Source organism: Frankia sp. CpI1-P, assembly GCF_001421075.1.
GTDB classification, from domain to species: domain Bacteria; phylum Actinomycetota; class Actinomycetes; order Frankiales; family Frankiaceae; genus Frankia; species Frankia torreyi.
Window position 1 is genome coordinate 75646 of the sequence record NZ_LJJX01000009.1, and the last position, 18756, is coordinate 94401.

The 18756-nt window shown below is 71.4% G+C and carries 9 protein-coding genes, 1 tRNA gene and 15 pseudogenes; 5 read left to right on the forward strand and 20 right to left on the reverse strand.

Annotated elements, in window-relative coordinates; genetic code table 11:
* Position 1: 1 nt before the first annotated feature.
* Both FF86_RS43465 and FF86_RS43470 read left to right on the forward strand, forming a co-directional pair.
* Positions 2-288, forward strand: a pseudogene (locus tag FF86_RS43465) (MFS transporter); the annotation flags it as partial.
* Between the two features lie 72 nt (positions 289-360).
* Positions 361-915 (forward strand): hypothetical protein, encoded by a 555-nt coding sequence (locus FF86_RS43470; protein WP_242418398.1) that lies wholly within the window; start codon positions 361-363, stop codon positions 913-915.
* Positions 916-1605: 690 nt separating this feature from the next.
* On the opposite strand, the pseudogene FF86_RS43475 reads toward FF86_RS43470, so the two are convergent.
* The 12 genes and pseudogenes from FF86_RS43475 to FF86_RS08435 form a co-directional block, all read right to left on the reverse strand.
* A pseudogene (locus FF86_RS43475) lies at positions 1606-2126 on the reverse strand (FUSC family protein); the annotation flags it as partial.
* 1578 nt (positions 2127-3704) lie between these two features.
* Positions 3705-4466, reverse strand: a complete 762-nt coding sequence (locus tag FF86_RS08405; protein ID WP_044883939.1) for an ABC transporter permease — start codon at positions 4464-4466, stop codon at positions 3705-3707.
* On the reverse strand, positions 4463-5503 hold the full coding sequence (locus tag FF86_RS08410; RefSeq protein WP_044883940.1) for an ABC transporter ATP-binding protein: 1041 nt from the start codon (positions 5501-5503) through the stop codon (positions 4463-4465). The genes FF86_RS08405 and FF86_RS08410 overlap by 4 nt, the downstream gene beginning before the upstream one ends.
* 323 nt (positions 5504-5826) lie before the next feature.
* On the reverse strand, positions 5827-6036 hold the full coding sequence (locus FF86_RS62040) for an ANTAR domain-containing protein (RefSeq protein ID WP_255355739.1): 210 nt from the start codon (positions 6034-6036) through the stop codon (positions 5827-5829).
* 9 nt (positions 6037-6045) lie between these two features.
* Positions 6046-6372: pseudogene (locus FF86_RS43485) on the reverse strand (GAF domain-containing protein); the annotation flags it as partial.
* A 1-nt stretch (position 6373) separates the two neighbouring features.
* Positions 6374-6450, reverse strand: a pseudogene (locus tag FF86_RS43490) (transcriptional regulator); the annotation flags it as partial.
* Between the two features lie 158 nt (positions 6451-6608).
* Entirely contained in the window at positions 6609-7004 is a 396-nt protein-coding gene (locus tag FF86_RS08420) for an STAS domain-containing protein (protein ID WP_044883942.1), read from the reverse strand.
* A 231-nt stretch (positions 7005-7235) separates the two neighbouring features.
* Positions 7236-7673, reverse strand: coding sequence for a hypothetical protein (locus tag FF86_RS08425; protein ID WP_044883943.1), 438 nt, complete (start codon positions 7671-7673; stop codon positions 7236-7238).
* A gap of 84 nt (positions 7674-7757) precedes the next feature.
* Positions 7758-8025: pseudogene (locus tag FF86_RS43495) on the reverse strand (LLM class F420-dependent oxidoreductase); the annotation flags it as partial.
* Between the two features lies 1 nt (position 8026).
* A pseudogene (locus FF86_RS08430) lies at positions 8027-8636 on the reverse strand (TIGR03620 family F420-dependent LLM class oxidoreductase); the annotation flags it as partial.
* A 124-nt stretch (positions 8637-8760) separates the two neighbouring features.
* Positions 8761-8911 (reverse strand): annotated as a pseudogene (locus FF86_RS43500) (class II glutamine amidotransferase); the annotation flags it as partial.
* Position 8912: 1 nt separating this feature from the next.
* Positions 8913-9651, reverse strand: a pseudogene (locus FF86_RS08435) (class II glutamine amidotransferase); the annotation flags it as partial.
* Positions 9652-10786: 1135 nt separating this feature from the next.
* Here FF86_RS08435 and FF86_RS43505 point away from each other — a divergent pair.
* The 3 pseudogenes from FF86_RS43505 to FF86_RS43515 all read left to right on the forward strand — a co-directional run.
* Positions 10787-10870: pseudogene (locus FF86_RS43505) on the forward strand (hypothetical protein); the annotation flags it as partial.
* Between the two features lies 1 nt (position 10871).
* Positions 10872-11246, forward strand: a pseudogene (locus tag FF86_RS43510) (glycosyltransferase family 1 protein); the annotation flags it as partial.
* A 1-nt stretch (position 11247) separates the two neighbouring features.
* Positions 11248-12035 (forward strand): annotated as a pseudogene (locus FF86_RS43515) (glycosyltransferase family 4 protein); the annotation flags it as partial.
* Here FF86_RS43515 and FF86_RS08445 read toward each other — a convergent pair.
* From FF86_RS08445 to FF86_RS43530, 8 genes and pseudogenes are all read right to left on the reverse strand, one after another.
* Positions 12015-12980: a carbohydrate kinase family protein gene (locus tag FF86_RS08445; protein ID WP_044883947.1), complete on the reverse strand. Its 966-nt coding sequence runs from the start codon at positions 12978-12980 to the stop codon at positions 12015-12017. The pseudogene FF86_RS43515 and the gene FF86_RS08445 sit on opposite strands and share 21 nt — an antisense overlap.
* A 949-nt stretch (positions 12981-13929) precedes the next feature.
* Positions 13930-14641, reverse strand: a pseudogene (locus tag FF86_RS65675) (pentapeptide repeat-containing protein); the annotation flags it as partial.
* A 1-nt stretch (position 14642) separates the two neighbouring features.
* Positions 14643-15074 (reverse strand): annotated as a pseudogene (locus FF86_RS65680) (pentapeptide repeat-containing protein); the annotation flags it as partial.
* 631 nt (positions 15075-15705) lie between these two features.
* Positions 15706-15779 (reverse strand) — tRNA-Gly (locus FF86_RS08455).
* Positions 15780-15944: 165 nt separating this feature from the next.
* Positions 15945-18001, reverse strand: a 2057-nt coding sequence (locus FF86_RS08460) for a glycoside hydrolase family 65 protein (protein ID WP_242418399.1), incomplete at its 5' end; no start/stop codon positions are given.
* A gap of 1 nt (position 18002) precedes the next feature.
* Positions 18003-18155, reverse strand: a pseudogene (locus FF86_RS43520) (hypothetical protein); the annotation flags it as partial.
* Between the two features lies 1 nt (position 18156).
* Positions 18157-18482 (reverse strand): annotated as a pseudogene (locus tag FF86_RS43525) (family 65 glycosyl hydrolase); the annotation flags it as partial.
* Positions 18479-18755, reverse strand: a 277-nt coding sequence (locus tag FF86_RS43530) for an HAD family phosphatase (protein ID WP_242418400.1), incomplete at its 5' end; no start/stop codon positions are given. The gene FF86_RS43530 and the pseudogene FF86_RS43525, both read right to left, overlap by 4 nt.
* Position 18756: the final 1 nt, after the last annotated feature.

Sequence of the window (18756 nt, forward strand, 5' to 3'; positions counted from 1 at the left end):
NCCAATGGCCTGAACACCCTGATGCGCTCGCTCGGCACCTCGTCCTCCGCCGCGGTGGTCGGCGTGGTCCTCGCGCACATGACCACGACCTTCAACGGCGCCACGCTGCCGTCCGAGGGCGGCTTCCGGCTCGCGTTCGTCCTCGGCGCGGGGTCCGCCCTGCTCGCGCTGCTGCTGGCCACCTTCATCCCCGGCCGGCGGGCGAGCGCCGCGGTCACCGTCCCCGCCCAGCGGGAGATCAAGACCACGGTCACCGACGCGGAGACGGTGGACGCGGTCCAGGCCTGAGCCGCATCCCGATCCGCCGGACGCGCGGGCGCCCACGGTGTGGGTGCCCGCGCGTCCGGGCATCCCGCCAGGGTGAGCAGACACCCCCGCCAGGACGCCGATCGCGCCCACAGCCAGCCGGGCGCCCGCGGCGCGAGCCGTGCCGCGGGCCGGGGCGGTGATCCCGGACCCGCGGACGGCCACCGCGGCCACCTGGATGGACAGCGCGGCGAGCGGTTGGACCGCACCCGGCCGGACCTCGACGACGCCACCGCCGAGGCGGTCGGCCGCCTCAGCGAGGCGCTGGAATGGGTGGAACGCGCCCGCGGTGCGCTGTATGAGTTCCACCAGCTCTCCGGGCGGGCGGACCGCACCCTGACGGAGGCGATCACCGGGCTGGAGGACGCCGGACACGCCCGGATCGCCGGGTTCGTGCGCAGCGAGCTGTACGGGCGCAACGTGCTCGACGGACGCTGGACCTTCCAGATCGTCGAGGAGTACGACGAGCTGTACTACCGCCCCTTCGCCGACGTGGACGAGGAGGTCCGGCGGCGGCTCACCGACGGGATGCGCCACGTCCACGAGGCCCGGATGAAGTCGCGGGAGCGCGCCCGGGCCGGCCGCGATCTGTGGGGCCCCGGCGCCTGAGCGGCGTCACCCCCGCCGGTGGCCAGGATGCGGACCGCCCCGGCAAGCCGACCCCGCAGGTCCTGAAGCACGGCGAGATGCTCCGCGCGCTCGACGATGTCGAGTGCGGCCACCACCCCCGCCCGGTCTCCCGTGGCGAGCGCCGCCCGGACCCGGACGAGAGCACAGCCCCGCACCGCGTCGACCGGGGGCGTCGAGGAGACCGGCGCGGGTGGCGGCGGCTCGGCCCGATCGGCCAGGGCGTCGGCCAGGCGCAGATGCCATCGCCGCAGCTCGTCAACGCTCGCGAGGAGCCGCGGACGGCAGCGGAGCAGCCCCGCCCAGGCGCCGGCCCGGCCCGCGGCCGGCGAGCCGGCTCCGACGATCTCGGCCCGCAGCGGGTGGGGGCCGGTCAGCCGCAGGGCCTGCGCGGTGCGCCGGATCCGCAGGGCACCCGCGGAGACCAGCATGAGCGCGTCGACGTCGAGCGGGCCGGCGGGCCGCTCGGACAGATATTGGCGGATCGCGTCGTCCAGCAGCCGGCCGGCGCGGACGGCCGTGCGCGCCATCCGGGCGATCTCCCGCGCGCTGCCCGGCTCCGGCGCGGCACAGGGCGGCTCCACCGCGACCCGGACGAGGAACTCGCAGGCGGCCCGGTACGCGGTGGCGGCCCGCTCGCGCACCAGCCGGGCCGCGGCCCCCGTCGGCCANAGCAACGCACCGACGACGACGCTGATCGCAAAGCCGAGGACCACGTCCTCGATGCGAACGAGACCGACCCGCCAGCCGGCCGGCTCGACGATGTTGAACAGCAGCACGACGGCGACGGTGAACCCGGCCTGGCCGGCGGCAAACGCGTTCGCCTTCCGGGCGTACCCGGCGATCAGGACCGCGACCGGCAGCAGCGCCCACAGGACCGGCCTCGCCGTGCCCGCCGCGACGACGGCGACCCCGCCGACGGCGATCCCCGCCACCGTGCCGACCAACGCGCGCGCGACGGTGATCCCGGTCGCCAGCGCGTTCGACCGCAGCACCGACAGGGTGCCGAGCACCACCCAGAACCCGTGCTGCAACCCCGTCGTGCGGGTCACCGCCACGGCGAGCGTGAGGCCGGCGGCGCCGCGCACGCTGTTGCGGAACCAGATCGCCCGGACGTCGGCGTACCCGGCGGCGAGCTCGCGGGTCAGGCGCAGGCGGGCCCGGACCCGCTGCCATCGCCCCGCGCCCGACATCGGCCGCCACAGCCGACGCTCCCCCGTCGCCACCAGTGTGTGCGCCGCGAGCTGCCGGGTGCCGAGAGCCAACTGGCGCAGCCGGNACGCCTCGGCCGCCGCGGCATCCGGTCCGGTCGGGCCGGTCGGGCCGGTCGGGTCTGTCGGACCGGTCGGGTCGGTCGGACCGATGGGCTGCCCGGCGGTCCGGCTGACCGCGTCGAGCAGCGCCTGTCCGATCCCCCGAGCGGCCCGGTCGAGTCGCTCCACCCCAAGCCCGCCGCCGCGGCGCCCGTCCCCGGCCGCGCGTCCCGCCCGCGCCGCGTGGCCCGCCCGCGCCGGGCGGGACGTCCCGTCGCGAGGGGCGAACCGGTCGAGCCGGTCGGCGACGCCGTGCAGGGTGTCGACGGCGGCCGCCAGGAGTTCGGCGGCCGGCTCGGGAAAGCAGTGCCGGCGCATCCGATCCCCGGCGGGGACGGCGAGCGCGAAGGGGACGACCCAGTTCAGATCGGCGATGGCGTGGCCGAGAGCGGCCGCGGAGCCGCCCGCCCCGGTCGGGCGGTACGACGTTGCGGCGAAGCGCCGGCGGACCTCCGCCACCGCAGAGCGCACCACGGCGCCCATCACCTCGGGCCCCCCGGACGCCTCCGACCCCCCGGACGCCTTCGACGCCCCGGACGCCTCGGACCCCCCGGACGCCTTCGACGCCCCGGACGCGGGCGCCTCCGACGTCTCCGACCCCGCGGCCGTGACGCCGGCAGGGCGGACGGCGACGCAGTCGGCCAGGGCCCGACAGGCTGCAGCCAGGGCCCGGCGGACCTCATCCGGCGGCCGGGCCGGCCACAGCACCACCAGCGAGAGCAGGGCGGCGACTGCGCCCAGACCCCAGCCGGCGAGCCGCTCCGGCACGGCGGACAGACCCGCCGGACTCGTCACCGGCAGCACGAAGGACAGCAGCAGGGCCGGCGCCGCGACCGCCAGGTACACGTTGATCACCCCGGCGAACAGGGCAACGAAGGCCACCACCGCCATCCCCCCACACGCCGCCCACGATGAACGGGAACACAGCGTGCCCAGGGTGATCAATGGCANCCCGGCCACGGCCAGCCCGGCGTAGGCGGCGAGGCGCACCCGAGCCGGACCGCCGAAGTCGACGAAGACGAGCAGGGCGAAGACCGCGAACCAGGCGAACAGGCTCAGCAGGATCCGGTCGAACAGGTAGTAGCCGGTGGCCAGCACGGCGGGTGCAACGACGGCGGCCCGCAGCGCGCTGCGCAGCAGAAACGGATCGATACCGGCGAGGACGACCCGGCGCCGGCCGAGCCGCGACGGCCCGACACCTCCGAACCGCCCGAAACGCGCGCGGGGCCCGGCCAGCATCGGACCGCCGGCCGGTCCGATGCGGCCCGGCGGCCCGACACGCCCGGGCGCAGGCGCGATCCCGGCCCCCTCCCCCACCCGTGAGCAACAGCACCCGCCAGCAGCGTCACTCAATGCAAGCGAGTACAGACGTGAGGTAGTGAAGCTACCGCTCGACGCGCGCCGGTGTCTCCTCTGCCGGCGGCTCCACGGGCCGGCGGCCCGTCGAACCGCTCGGCGTCAGGCGTCCCGGCGCTTGGCCAGGACCAGGCCGATCACGAACAGGCCCACGCACACCGCGGCGTAGTACACCAGCGAACCCCAGGGCCCGAACGGCATCCCCTCGATCGCGGGCGGGCCGTCATCGGTCTCGGGCTGGCCGGCGACGATGAAGTTGTTGCCGACGGTGTACGGCAGCCAGTGCTGGATGTGGTCGCCGATCCGGGGGATCGCCGGTAGCAGGTTCTCCAGCAGGAGCAGGTAGACGAGTTCGATGACGACGGCGCCGGCGGACTGCCGGACGATCAGGCCGACGGCGAGGGCCAGCACGGCGGACAGCAGATAGATCAGCCCGACGCCGAACACGTTGCGGTACTCCTGCGCCGTGTCGATTCCCAGTGGCGCGTCCGGCTGGATCAGCTTGGCGATGCCCCAGGAGCCGACCGCGGTGATCTCCCCGACGATCCCCGCCAGCAGAGCGACGACCACGGCCTTGGCGACCAGCGCCGGGGTGCGGGTGGGGACGGCGAGGAAGGTCGACCGGATCGTGCTGAACCGGTACTCGGTGGTGACCGCGAGCGTGGCCATCACCATCATCACCACAAGCCCGAAGCTGAAGGCGAACTGGGTGACGCTCGGAGTGAAGGTGGGCAGGTCGGCGGGCTTGGTGGTGGCCGCGAAGATGGAGGTCAGCCCCACCGTGAGGGCGGTCGCCAGGATCATGCACCACCACGGCGAGCGGGTGGAGAACAGCTTGATGCGTTCGACGGTGAGCAGAGTCATCGCGCGTCGCCTCCCCGCGTCGCGTCCACGGCCTCGGTCCGCCGCGGCAGCGGCCCGGTGGGCTGTGCCGGGGCGGCGGGTGTCCCGGCGGCCGGCGAGCCGTTCGGGGTCCCCGCGAGCGCACCGGCGTGGTACTCGACCTCGCCCCCGGTGAGCTGGATGAACGCCTGCTCCAGCGAGCCACGCTGGGCGGCCAGCTCGTGCAGCACCAGGCCGACCCGCCCGGCCAGTTCGCCGACCTGTTCGGTGCTGCTGTTCGACACGAGCAGCGCCGCCGGTCCGTCATCGCCGGCGGGCACGTCGCGGACCGCCAGCCCCTGGCCGATGAGCACCCCGTGCAGCCGATCCATCTCGGGGCCGCGGACCCGGACCGTCGACTCGGACGCCATGTCGATGAAGGCCCGGGTGCTGGTCTGCGCGATAAGCCGCCCGCGCCCGATGACGATAAGTTCCTGGGCGGTCAGCGCCATCTCGGAGAGCAGGTGGCTGGAGACGAAGACCGTCCGGCCCTCGTCTGCGAGCCGATGCATGAACCGACGGATCCAGAGGATCCCTTCCGGGTCCAGGCCGTTGACGGGCTCGTCGAACAGCAGCACGCCCGGATCGCCGAGCAGCGCGGTCGCGATACCGAGCCGCTGCGCCATGCCGAGCGAGAAGCCGCCGGCGCGCTTGCCCGCCACGCCGGTCAGCCCGACGATCTCCAGCACCTCGTCGACCCGCTTCGCCGGGATCCGGTTGGACGCGGCCATCCATCGCAGGTGAGAACGCGCGGACCGGTTGGGGTGCACCCATTTCGCCTCGAGTAGCGCGCCCACCTGGCGCAGCGGCTGCTTCAGCTCGCTGTACCGCCTGCCGTCGATGCGGACCGTGCCCGCGCTCGGGTTGTCGAGCCCCAGGATCATGCGCATCGTGGTGGACTTCCCGGCGCCGTTGGGCCCCAGGAATCCGGTCACCTTGCCGGGCTGCACCGTGAAGGACAGGTCGTTGACGGCGACCGTGCGTCCATACCGCTTGGTGAGCCCTTGTGCCTCGATCATTCGCCCCCTTTCGTCGGAGGTCGTCCCAGGTACGGGTCGTTCCAGGTACGGGTCGTTGCGGGTGCGGGTCGTTGCGGGTGCGGGGATGGGCGGCCCCGCGAAACGCCGACCACGCCGACGCGCCGGCAACCCGGGCACGCCCGGTGGGCATCATCGTCGTGGAGCCGCCGCGGTCAGGCCAGGCGTCGCCGCCGGCCAACCGTGTCGTCCTGCCGACAGTGAACAGCGCGGCGGGGGCGACGACCATCGGGCCAGCACCCGTATCCGACCGGGGGCGCGCCGGTCCGGGGACGAGCCGGTCCGGCGACGAGCCGGTCGGGCTGTCAGAGCACCCGTCGCCGGGCGAGGATCTCCCCGGCCAACTCGGAGACCCGCCGGCGCTCGTTGCGTGCGGTCCGCCGCAGGGTCTCGAAGGCCGAGATCGGATCCGTTCTCATCGTCGCCATGAGATATCCGACGGCGCGCTCGATGGGAACCCGGTATTCCAGGGCGTACTGAAGCTGCCGGGCGAGTTTGTCATTGCGATCGGCGATGAGCCCGGNGAGCAGCAGGTTCTCGAGAACCGCACCGAAATGAACCATCGCGTCGCGTTCGCTGTCGGTCCAGACGCGCGGGGAGTCGGCGGCGACGTTGAGGGTGCCGATCGGGCCGCCGCCGAGGCGCACCGGGACGCCGAGGACCGCGCGGATCCCGCCGTCCAGCAGGGCGGGGGTGACCCGCGGCCACCGGGTGTCCGTGGCCAGATCCTCGGACGCGACGATCTCGTCGATGATGAAGGACTCGACGCAGGGGCCCTCGCCGAACTCCTCCTGGACGCGTTCGAGCAGCGCCCCGCTGCTGTCGGAGGCGGCGATGCTGCGCAGGGCCCGNTCCGCGTCGACCACCAGGACGCCCGCACCCGTCAGGTCGAAGATCTCGGTGACCGCGTGCACGACCTCGCCGACCAATCTGCCGAGCTCGACCTGNCTCGGCGCGAGGTGGTGCAGCCGGGCCAGACTGGCGTCCAGCAGCAGCTTGTCGATCTCCATCGTGGTTCCCCCGTACCTCCAGCGTGACCCCGACCGCGGCAACCGGGCCGCCCCATCCTGCCGGATCATCCTGGGGGTTATCCCGCAGTTGCCGTAGACGCGGCGGTGGTCGACCTGGAGCTGGTCACTGCTTGCCATGCAGCATCTACCGTACGGAATCGTGGCACGCCCTGGGGCGTGAGGACGGTCGCCATCCGGTCGACGATCGGAGAGCATCCGGCGAGCGCGACCCGCACCCCCCGCTCCCGGCCCGCCCGCCAGAGCAGATGCAGCACCGTGAACCCGCGGACGTCGACGAACGCACCCGTCAGGTCGACGACGAGCGCGCTCGTGCATTCGTCCAGGCACGACCACAGCAGCGCCCGGGCCATCGGCTCGACGGCGGCGTCGAGGTCGCCCTGGAACGCGACCGTGAGACCGCCCGGACGGTGCCGCACCGCGGCGACGAGCCGACCCGGCCCGTCGATGCTCACCCGGGCCTCGCCGGCCGGCGAGGCCCGGCGAGCGGGCTGCCCGCGCTCCGGCCGAACTTCCAACCCCGGGCGGGTCGGCCGCACAGCGGGCTCGGCCCCGTGCTCCGGCTCCGCTGCGGCCCCGACTATCACGGCTTCGAACGCGACGGACCCGGGCACCAAGGGCCGGGCGGCGGCGCGGCCAGTCGGATCCGGAGACCTCACTGCGCACCCCCCGGGGTGCGGTGCCGCTCAGCCATCGCCCGCCTCGCCGCGAGACCCGTCCGTGCCCGGCTCGCCGGCGCGTTGGTGTGCCGCACTCGGCGCGCCGCCGCGTTCGTCCGCCGCGTCCGCCGCGTCGGGATCCGGGCGGTGCGACGAGCGACGGCGGCGCACCCCGACATCGACCTGGCGGCGGACGGTCCCGTCGATTGCGGCTGACCGCTCGGCCGCAATCGACGAGTTGATCATCCCGAGCAGGCGCTTCTGCTCATCGGTGGGGATCCCGGACATCAGGCTGGCGACCAGCTCAGACCCGGTGTCCACCGCGACCGCCGCCGAGGCGTCGTCCGCGGCCGCGGACGACGCCGGCTCGCCCTCGCGGGCGGCAGGAACAGCGGCGACGTCGCCGTGCTCAGATACGCGCTGATCAGCGTCCGGAGACGGGGCGCCTGGAGCGTCTGCGGGCATGCGTCACTCTCCGTGACTCGGCCGCAGACACAGGGCAGGCGAATTGGTCGGTTGTCGAGAGACTACCGCATGGGCTTCCCCCGGTCAGGGTGACGCGAGGGTGTTGATCGCGCTGGCGAGCCGACCCCACTGGGCGAGCGGAAGCTGGGTGGGCGTCGGGGTCAGGACCTGCACGGCGACGTGGTCTGCACCCGCCTGGTGGTGTTCGGCGATCCGGGCGAGGACGGTGTCCAGATCACCCCAGGCGACCAGGGCGTCGACGAGCCGATCGGAACCGGATCCGGCCAGGTCCGCGTCGGTGAAGCCGAGCCGGCGCAGGTTGTTGGCGTAGTTCGGCAGCCCGAGGTAGAAGNCGATGCCCTGGCGGGCCACCGCGCGGGCGCTCTCGGGGTCGCTGTCGAGCACGACCTTCTGCTCGGGGGCGAGCAGCGCGTCCGGCCCCATGATCTCCCGCGCCCGCCGGGTGTGCTCGGGTGTGGCGAGGTACGGCAGCGCACCCGCGCTGCGTCGGGCCGCGATCTCCAGCATCCGCGGTCCGAGCGCCGCCAGCGCCTGATCGGATCGGGGCACCCCGAGCTCGTCCAGCGTGTCGAGATAGTCGAGAAGGACCTCGACCGGCCGCTCCCAACGGCGGCCGGTCAGCTTCTCCACCGGACCTCGGTGCCCGACGCCGAATCCGAGCAGCAGCCGGTCGGGATGAGCCTTGGCGAGCATCGCGTAGTGATCGGCGACGATGTCCGCCTTCTCGGTCCAGATGTTCAGGATGCTCGTGCCGACCACGAGCCCTTCGGTGCCATCCAGGATGGCGGCGGGGAGCTCCAGATCCCCGCTGGCGGCACCGATCCACAACGTCGGGATACCCATCGCCGCCACCTCGGCGGCGACCTCCGCCCGCGACCGGACGTCCGTCGGCCACTGCCGCTGGGCTGCCCACAGCCCGATCCTGCCGACTTCAAGTACCACGACGAGCCCCTTCCGCGCAGGGAACTGCGACTGTCCGCACCATTGCCCCTGCAGCATTGCTACCCCGTGCGCACGCCCCCTATGTCGGCAGGTTTCACCGAACCTCGCGGGGACGCCGGTCGGGTCAGGCGGACGTCGGCAGATCGGGAACCGAGGTGGTCTGCGACACGGCGGCCTCGGGCCGCAGGTCCTCCAGGGAAAGCTGGTGGACGGGCGGGCCGTCGAGCACGATCCGTGAGGTCACCGTGAGATCGGCCGCAACATGGAGCAGCTCGNCGCTGTCCATCAGCCGCCAGCGCGGATCCTCGTCCATCCGCTCGCTCTCGACCACCACCGCCGGCTCGTCGAGCAGGTCGAGGGAGCGGACCCGGATCTCACTGAAGGGGCTGGCGTGGTCGAGATGGCGGCCGTTGCGGCCGCCGGCGCCGCGCTTCAGCACGTACAGGCCATTGGTGTCCGGGTAGCGCAGCGCCCACAGCTCCCCAGCGGTGATGAGAATCATGTTGATCGAGTAGAGGGGAAGATTCTGCGCCGTCCAGCGCGCCGCCGCGGCGATGCCCTCGCCGACGTCGCCGTCGTGGGCGTCGATCTCCCGGGTGACCAGCGCGAAGAATCGCTCGGAGTCGGTATCGCCGAGCACCGGCAGGCCGGCGGTGCCGAGCTCCGCGTCCAGCTTGCCCAGGCCCTCGATCACCCCGTTGTGGGCGAAGATCCGCTCGTTGCGGACGAACGGGTGCGTGTTGGCGTCGCTGGCCCGGCCGGTGGAGGCATGCCGCACGTGCGCGACGAAGGTCGACGAGGTGACGTCCTGCGCCTCCCGAGCGAACGCCGTGTCCGCGCGGCTGCGGATCGCCTGCCTCACCACCTGCGGGACGCCGTCCGCGTCGAAGGCGCCGAGGCCGGCGCCGTCCGGCGTCCGCAGGGTGGCCGCGCGTGGGCTGTCGGGCGCGTCCAGCAGCCAGAACGTGGCCTTGATCCGCTTCGGGCCACTACTCATCGCGAACAGGTGGCACATCGACGCCCTCCCTCACAGTCTCAACGGCCCCGGCCCAGCCGGGGCCCGGCTCACCGAGGCACACGGATCCGCCGGCCCGGCGTGGGGATGGCCGTCGGCGGAGCGAAAAGGGCAACGCTACCTCCGGCCCGAAGCGCTGACGATCCGCTCGACGCCCNGGACCCGCGATCGGCGGCACGTTCGGTGTAGTTCCCGCAAATGTTCTGTTCCCCGCGCCGATCCGGTCACTCCCGGCACATGCGGCGCGTCCCACGCCGGAGTCCANCGACCTGGATGTCGTATCGGAGTTGTACAGTCGGCCGTATTATTGTTTCGTTCCGTTTCGTCACGCCTACGCAACGACGGATGTAGCCGAATGGTGCCGCCGCGCCGCGGCCCAGACGCCCCTCAGGACCACGTCGGTCAGCCCCCCGGCCCGCTGACCTCCACGACGCTCACGACGCTCACGACGACACACCCGCGGCCCCACCGGCCGCCGCCGCTGTCCCGCCACGACCTCTCGGCCTTCGCGGCACGCACGAACACCGTCCCGCCTCGGGTCGTCGGGTCGGCCGCCCATCGTCTCGCCCGACAGAACCCGCCCGGCAGAATTCGGTCGGCACGAGGCGCACCCCGAGCGCAGCGCCTCGCCCACGAGAATGGCAGCCATCACCACGACGAGACCATTCAGATCGGCTGACCCNGACGTTCCGCGCACCTGCAATCCCCCCGGGCCCGACCCTCCGCCGCGGCAATCATCATGGGCACCTCGGCGAAATCGTATCCCCTACATTCCCACCCGAATGCCCGACCGTCCCTCCGGGGAAACGACAGCGCGCCACTTTTGCCCGCAAGCTCGGACGAAGGACCGACTCCCGGCCGGCCATCAAACGGTCTCGGACCTGCCCGGACGATATCGACGCCAGCACCACGTGACGCAATCCCACCACGCCCCACCGGACCATCCAGGGCGAATCACCGGACGCGCGACGGCAATCACCCGCAGCTCCGCGAGGTCCGCGAGATCCGCGGTAACGTATTCCCGTCATTCCCGCATGCTCCGGCGACCGGACCGATGGAAACGGAAACGCATGGCGGATTCGGTCCAATCGTTACGCGCCCTGTGCATCCTGTTCTTCTGCGAGCAGTACCCGCNGGTCGTCTGGGACGGCGCGGGCAGCTACACGGCGACGCTGGCCGTCGCGCTCGCGCGGCTCGGGCACGAGGTGCACGTGCTCTGNGCCCAAGGTCACCGGGTCGTCGACTCCGTGCAGGACGGGGTGCACGTGCACCGGCGGCCGCTGCTGCGGGTTCCGGTCACCCGCGGGCTGGGCCCGGTCGGGGCGCGGCTGCGCGGGCCGCTGTACCCGCGGGACTCGATCACGCTGCGGGTCAGCCTGCCGTTGTCCTACAGCTTCTGGATGCGCCGCCTCGGCCTGCGCCCCGACGTGATCGAGACGCAGGACGGGGAGACCCGCGGTCTGCTCCAGGCGCTGTACCGCACCCGCCCGCTCGCCATCCACCTGCACTGCCCGACCATGCTCACCGTCCAGCTCGCCGGCCAGCCCCTCGGGTGCAAGGGCCGGCTCGCCGACCGGCTCGACCGGATCTCCGCCNATCGCGCCGCCGTGGTGACCTCACCGTCGCAGCTCCTCGTCGACACCCTGCGCGAACGCGGCTGGCTGGGACGACGCGCCGTGGAGGTGATCCCGAACCCGTTCGATGCCCACCCCTGGCTCGACGTCCCGGACGTCGCCGGCACGGCGCCGACGGTCGCGGCGGTCGGCCGCCTGGAGGCGTACAAGGGGGTGGACGTCCTGCTCGACGCGTCCGCGCGGCTCAACCGCGCGGGCATCGCCCACCGGCTGGTGCTCGCCGGGCGCCCCGCCGGCACGATCGGCGGTGCCCCCGCCGGCGCCTGGCTCGCCCGACGCGCCCGGGAGCTCGGCCTGCACGTCGAGTTCCCCGGCCATCTGTCGGCCGACGAGCTCCGCGACCTCTACCGCCGGGCACGGGCCGTCGCCGTGCCCAGCCGCTTCGAGAGCTTCTCGATCGCCGCCGTCGAGGCGATGGCGGCCGGGCGGCCGGTGGTCACCACGACCCGGACCGGCGTGGCACCGTTCGTCGAGCGCTGGGGGTCCGGGACCGCGGTCCCGCCCGACGACGCCGAGGCGCTGGCCACCGCGCTCGCCCCGTTCCTGCTCGACCCCGCGCGCGCCGCCGCCTGCGGCGCCCGGGGCCGGCTCGGCGTCGCCGAGATCGACCCGGCGGCGATCGCCCGCCGCAAGGAGGACGCCTACCGCCGTGGCATCGCCCAGTTCGCCACGGCCGCCACACCACCGTCAGCCCGACCTGAACCCGACGGCGACAGGGGAGGTGCTGCCCTACCCGGGCGGATTCCGTAGGCCGAAGACCAGCTCGCGCAGCTCGCCGGCGGTGGGAAGCGCCTCGTAGGCACCGACCCGGCTCACCGTGAGCGCTGCGGCGGCCTGCGCGTGGTGGACGGCAGTGGCCGGGTCGTCGCCCGCGACCAGGCGGGCGACGAGCACGGCTGTGAAGGCGTCACTGGCCCCGGTCGTGTCGATCACCCTCGCCGCGACGGCGGGGTGGACGGTCGTCCCGCCGCCGGTGCGCAGCACACATCCTCGTTCGCCCAGGGTGACGCAGACGGTCGGGACGCCGAGCGTCTCGGCGACGGCTTCGGCGAGCCGGCCGGCGGGCCCGCGGGCGGCGGCCCGCCCGGCGAGCAGCGCGCGGGCCTCGGTCTCGTTGGGGACGAGGATGTCGACCTGCTCCCACGGAACGGCTCCGACGACCGCCGGGTCGGCCGGCGCCGGCGCCGGGTTGACGACAACCCGCGTGGCGGCCTTGGCGGCGGCGGTGACGAGGTCCGCGGCCCGTTCGGCGAACTCGAACGTCACCAGCGCCGCGTCGACCGGGCCGTCCGTCGCCGCCGCGGCGGCGTGGACCTGGTCTCCGGTGACGGCCAACGCCTCGGGGACCCGCCAGACGACCGCCTTCTCACCGTCACCCCGCACGTGGACGACGCAGACGGGCGTCGGCACGTCCGGGACCGCCGTTATCGCCGACACGTCCACCCCCTCGCCGGCCAGCGCCGCCCGCACGGCCGCACCCACGCCGTCCGCTCCGACCGCCCCCACCGCGGTCACCGGCAGGCCGAGCCGCGCCAGGGTCACCGCCTGGTTGAGCGCCTTCCCACCGGGCACGGTCCGCATCGCGTCGGCCCGCACGTCCCGGCCCCACCTCGGCAGCCGCCGCGTGCTGACCAGGCAGTCGAGCACGAACGCCCCGACCACGAAGAACCGCCCCGCCGGCCCGTGCAGTACCACCCGACCAGCCTCCGCCCCGCCCCATTGCGAGAACCCGGCTCGATCGACGCCGCAGGCGGGCACCCCCGCCCACAACCCGACCGCTCTCCCGGCACCCGGCCACCCGGCCGCGCAAAGCCACGGTAGATCCACCCCGAACAAGTGATCAGATTGCCCTCGAACCCGCCCATCACCAGGCCCCGCCCATCGCCTCCGCCGCCCACGGACAGAAAGCCAAGAACCCGCTACGCGCCCGTGGGAGTTCGCGGGCCTGGTACCCCTGGGCTTGCCGCATCTCCGCTGACCAGGGCTTTTAGGGCGCGTACGGCCGTGTCGGGGTTTGATCGGCGGGCCATTCGGGGGGGCGCTGAAGGCTCGGGGTGGATGTCGTCTGGTCCTCTCTGCTGCGCGTCGGGGCTTGGGGCGGGATGGGATGATCCAGCCGCCGTGTGCACCAACAAGGCGTGGACGAACGCCGTGTGATTTTCCACACCAGCCCAGCTCCGCGCGGAATACGCCGGGATCCAAACCGCGATCACCCGATCGGCGCGCTGCGGACTTCCCGGACAGACATCGCACACTCGGCATGTCGCNCAAAGTCACCGTCGGAATTCAGTGCTCCTCAGAGATTATCGCGCTATAGCCACACGAAGCTCGGACGTCAGTGCACTCGGGGACTCATCGGAGATCGATCACGACGGTAGAGCGCTCGCCTGGCAGATCCCNCCAGCCCGAACGCTCGACAAGCCGCAGCCAACTCCGTCCGAGCCATTCAAAGTCTTTTATGGTTCAAGAAGTCGCTCGCCGTGCGCGAATCTCGTCGNCTTTCTCGGCCGCAGGACGGATGATTTGCTGCTCGAGCGAGGCCAGGAGTTGAGACGGATCATCGTACACATATGGTTGCAGCACCCATGGATAGTCCCGAAAATCCTTGAACATCCCGTACTCGGTGTGTGAAGACTGAATCAGNGGCTGGACGGGAACCGAGGGCAGACTGGGGACTATCCGCATCAACTCTTGAGGAATGCTCTTCGCATCACTAATGTCGGCCACGATGAATCGCGCAAGGTGAGCCAGGGTCGAGACTGTCTCGGTAAGATTGCGCGATGCCGGACCATCGAAGTCGAACATTATCGGAAGATAACCCCGACGCCTAAGTTGATCTTTTAGGGAGTCGAGTATTTCTTTTCGCGGAGCGGTGAATCTCCCTAGGATCAACACCGCCTTCGATGTTATTGTGTCAATAACGTTACGGATCTTGCCGTTATTGAGCATAAGATGAACGAACTGAGCGACCTCAAGATCGTCGACTGTGACCACGGGCTCGCCGGGAGCAGTGATGACCAGGTCCTTCTGAGTAGCGCCACTCATTCGCAGTCCCCATGCGGAGATTCCATAGACGTGACACCCGGTAAGATCGGCACCTTCCAGATTGGCCTCAACCAGAGTCGTACTTCTTAGATCGGCACCCCGGAGATTGGCGCCCATGAGGTTCGGTGTTATCTTGGATTCCGATCCTTCATCGTCAAACTCTGCATAGCTGACGATGATTCCGTACGAATTGGTGCCGACATATGACCCCGATCCGAAGTGTATGTCATGCTGCCACACGGAGGGTGCAATGGTGGCGTCCACCAGCGTCGCCTCACGCAAGTCGGCGTAACTCAGATCCGCTCCGCTCANGTTTGCCCGAAACAGGTCAGTACGCCGCAGAGAAGCCTGATCAAGTGTGGCGCGTTCCAGGCTCGCCCGCCGCAGGTTTGCCTCACTGAGGTTGGCTCCACTTAGGTCGGCACACGACAGGTCCGTGCCCCCGAGATCTGCACCTCCCCGGTAATCATGGACCTCTTCGAATCCTCGCACCGACAGAATGTGAGCTGACACTGGAGATTGGGTGCTGGTGAAGTCTGCGGCACGCAGATTGGCCCCATACAGTTGTGTGTCAACGAATCTGGTGTCTCGAAAATCTCCGCCATTCAGTTCGGCTCCGACAAGATTCGCCTCCCGGAATGTAACTCCACTGAATTCTGGCCGCACATCTGGATGCTTTCTACGCCACTCATTCCAGCCGTCTACGCCCTGGGATAGAAGATTTACATGTTCTTTCGATGCCATCGACAGTACTCCGTGTCCATGCCGCGCTCTTCGATGGATATGATATCCGCGAAATAGCGGAAGGACGATGGACTGCGGCTCGGGTCGGCACACTGACGTTCTCGGTGGCCAGTTCCAGCAGCGTCTCCCGGATGATCTCCAACGGTTGCGCGGTGGCGAGCTCCAGTTCGAGCCCGGCGATCTCCTCCCNCAGCCGGACCACCGTCTGGTCGACCTGGACCCGCCGGGCCGGTGCAACATCAAGGGGCCCCACGCCTGCTCCACCACCCACCGCTTTGGTTGCGGCGGGACGAACCCCCGCACCCGGACGCTCTATCGACGATCTCCACGGCGATGACGCGACCAGCACTGTGATCGCCAATGTGTTATGTAGAGGTGTCGAGGGTCCATACCTTCAAGCAGACTGAAGCCCCGCGTATCCGCAACCTGACACAACCGAAACCCACCGACATTGACCAACCGTCAGATGGTTGCAAATAGGACAACCACCGGGATTCCGATGGTCCCGCAACTCCCCCAAAACGGCACATACCCAGCTCACGCTGCGGTGATGAGACCTGACCGGGCTCGGCCCCTCGGCACAATTGCTAAATATCCCTGGTCAGGCCTCGTCTGCCCAGGGAACCCAGAGTGGAGCGGGCGACGGGAATCGAACCCGCGTTGCAAGCTTGGGAAGCTCGTGTTCTGCCTCTGAACTACGCCCGCGTAGTGCATCCGCATCGTACCGGATGCAGGGGCCGGGGTGGCAGGGCGGGGCGGCGCGGGAGCACGGGAAGGCTCCGTGTCCCCGCCCCGCCGCCGGTGGCTCGGCCGGCGCCCCGGTCAGATCGCCGTCGGCGCCCGGTCGGGCCGCCGACGCCGGGGCGGTGGTCAGCCGTCGATGCTGCTGCCGGTGCTGGAAGGGACCGCGCCGGTGAAGCTGCCGGCACCACCGCGGCCGCCGGTATGACCGCCGTGACCGCCGGTGTGGCCGCCGACACCGCCGTGGCCGCCGCCGACGCTGGCGGCGCCGCCCGCGCTGGAGCCCGCGCCGGGGTTCGACTGGCCGCCCTCGCCGGGCGGGCGCAGGAAGCGCAGCGGCTCGCGGCCGGGGGGCTGCCTGGGTCGTTCCAGCACGGGGGCGGGCGGCACGTCGAGGCTCACCGGCTCGTCCGGCTGGACCCGCACCGTCTGGCCGTGGTGGAGCAGGGTCATCGCCGGCCCCTCGGAGACGGTGTAGGTGGCCGTCGCATCGGACACCTCCACCCGCAGGTGGCGCCCGCGCACGCACAGGCCGAAGGCGAGCCTGGTCAGGCCCTCGGGCAGGCGGGGGGAGAAGGCGATGACCTCGCCGCCGTCGCGCAGGCCGCCAAAGCCCTCCACGAGCGCGATCCAACTTCCCGCGAGCGAGGCCATGTGCAGGCCGTCACCGGTGTTGTGCTCGATGTCGCGCAGGTCCATCAGCGCGGCCTCGCGCAGGTAGTCGTGGGCGAGGGAGAGATGGCCGCACTCGGCGGCCATCACGGCCTGGCAGCAGGCCGACAGCGAGGAGTCCCGGACGGTCAGCGCCTCGTAGTAGGCGAAGTTGCGGATCTTCTCGTCCATGGTGAACGCGTCGCCGCAGCGCTGCATCGCGAGCACGAGGTCCGCCTGCTTGACGACCTGCTTGCGGTAGAGGTCGAAGTAGGGGAAGTGCAGCAGCAGCGGGTACTGCTCGGCCGTGGTGTGCTCGAAGTCCCACACCTGGTGCTCGGTGAAGCCCTCGGACTGCGGGTGGACCCCGAGATGGGGGTCGTAGGGGATGAACATGTCCTCGGCCGCGTCCCGCCAGGAGGCTGTCACCTCGGCGTCCACGCCGAGCTCGGCGGCGCGGTCGGGATGGCGGCGGGCGGCGTCCGCGGCGGCGATGAGGTTCCGCTGCGCCATCAGGTTCGTGTAGACGTTGTTGTCGGCGATCGCCGAGTACTCGTCCGGGCCGGTGACGCCGTCGATGCGGAACCGGCCGTCGAGGTCGTGGTGACCCAGCGAGCGCCACAGCCGCGCAGTCTCGACCAGGATCTCGAGGCCGACCTCGCGTTCGAACCGCTCGTCCTCGGTGACGTTGACGTAGCGGGCGACCGCGTCGGCGATGTCGGCGTTGACGTGGAACGCCGCCGTCCCCGCCGGCCAGTACCCGGAGCACTCCTCGCCGTGGATGGTGCGCCAGGGAAACGCGGCGCCCGCGAGGTCGAGCAGCTCGGCCCGCTCCCGGGCCAGCGGCAGGGTCGCATGCCGCCAGCGCAGCGCGTCGCCCGCGGCGTCGGGGGCGGTGTAGGTCAGCACCGGCAGCACGTAGGTCTCGGAGTCCCAGAAGGCGTGCCCGTCGTAGCCCGGACCGGTCAGGCCCTTCGCCGGAATGGCGCGGCGCTCCGCCCGGGCGGCCGACTGCAGGACGTGGAACAGCGCGAACCGGACGGCCTGTTGGACCTCCGGATCGCCGTCGACCTCGACGTCGGCGCGCGCCCAGAACGCGTCGAGGTACTCCTTCTGCTCGCGCACCAGGCCGCCCCAGCCGGTCTGGCGGGCGGCGACGAGCGCGGCCGCGGCCTGGTCGCGCAGCGCCGGCAGGGACCGCTGCTCGGACCAGCCGTACGCGAGCCATTTGACCATCCGCAGCTTCTGGCCGGGCAGCAGCACGACCGTCGCGGTGACCCGACCCGCGTCAGGCTCGCTCTCCGAGGAGATGCCCAGCGAGTCCGGGCCCTCGAAGTGATGATCCATGGCGGCGGCGACCCGGATCTCGCTGTGCCGGGTGATGTGGACGGTCTCGACCTTGGTCCCGTCGGCACGGTGACGCTCGGAGATCAGCGGCGACTCCAGCACGGCGGCGGCCCGCGGATCCCCGCGCCAGGTCGGGAGCTGCTCGTTGGCGACCAGTTCCGACTGGATGACGACCCGGGCCGGATTCCNGATCGCCTCGACCTCGTAGTAGAAGGCGGCGATGGACCGCTGGGAGAACGACACCAGCCGCTCGGAATGCACCCGGATCGTCTGGCCGGCCGGTGAGACCCATTCCACGTCGCGGGTGAGCACGCCCTCCCGGAAATCGATCATCCGCTGATGNGACCGCAGTTCGCCGTACCGGATGTCGAACGGCTCGTCGTCCACCAGCAATCGAAGGATCTTGCCGTCGGTGACGTTGATGACCGTCTGCCCGGATTCGGGATATCCGTACCCGGCCTCGGCGTACGGCAAAGGGCGCAGTTCATGCACGGAGTTCAGGTAGGAGCCGGGCAGGCCGTGTGGATCACCCTCGTCGAGGTTTCCGCGCAGCCCGATGTGGCCGTTGGACAACGCGAACAACGATTCGGACCGGCCCAGATCGTAGAGGTCGACGCCGGATTCCCGGATCGCCCACGGTTCGATCAGGTAGGACGCCTTGTCGATCATGCCGGGCCGCGCCCAGGGGCGGACGGCGCGGACGGCGCGGACGGCGCGGACGGCGCGAGCAGATCGGCCAGATCCTTGACGACGACGTCGGCGCCGTGCCTGCGCAACTGCTCGGCGTGCCCCTGCCCGACCCGGTCGACGCCGACCACGTAGCCGAAGCCGCCGGCCCGGCCGGCCTCGACGCCAGCCAGGGCGTCCTCGAACACCGCCGCCCGCTCCGGCGGCACGCCGAGCAGCCGGCCGCCGGCGAGGAAGGTGTCCGGCGCCGGCTTGN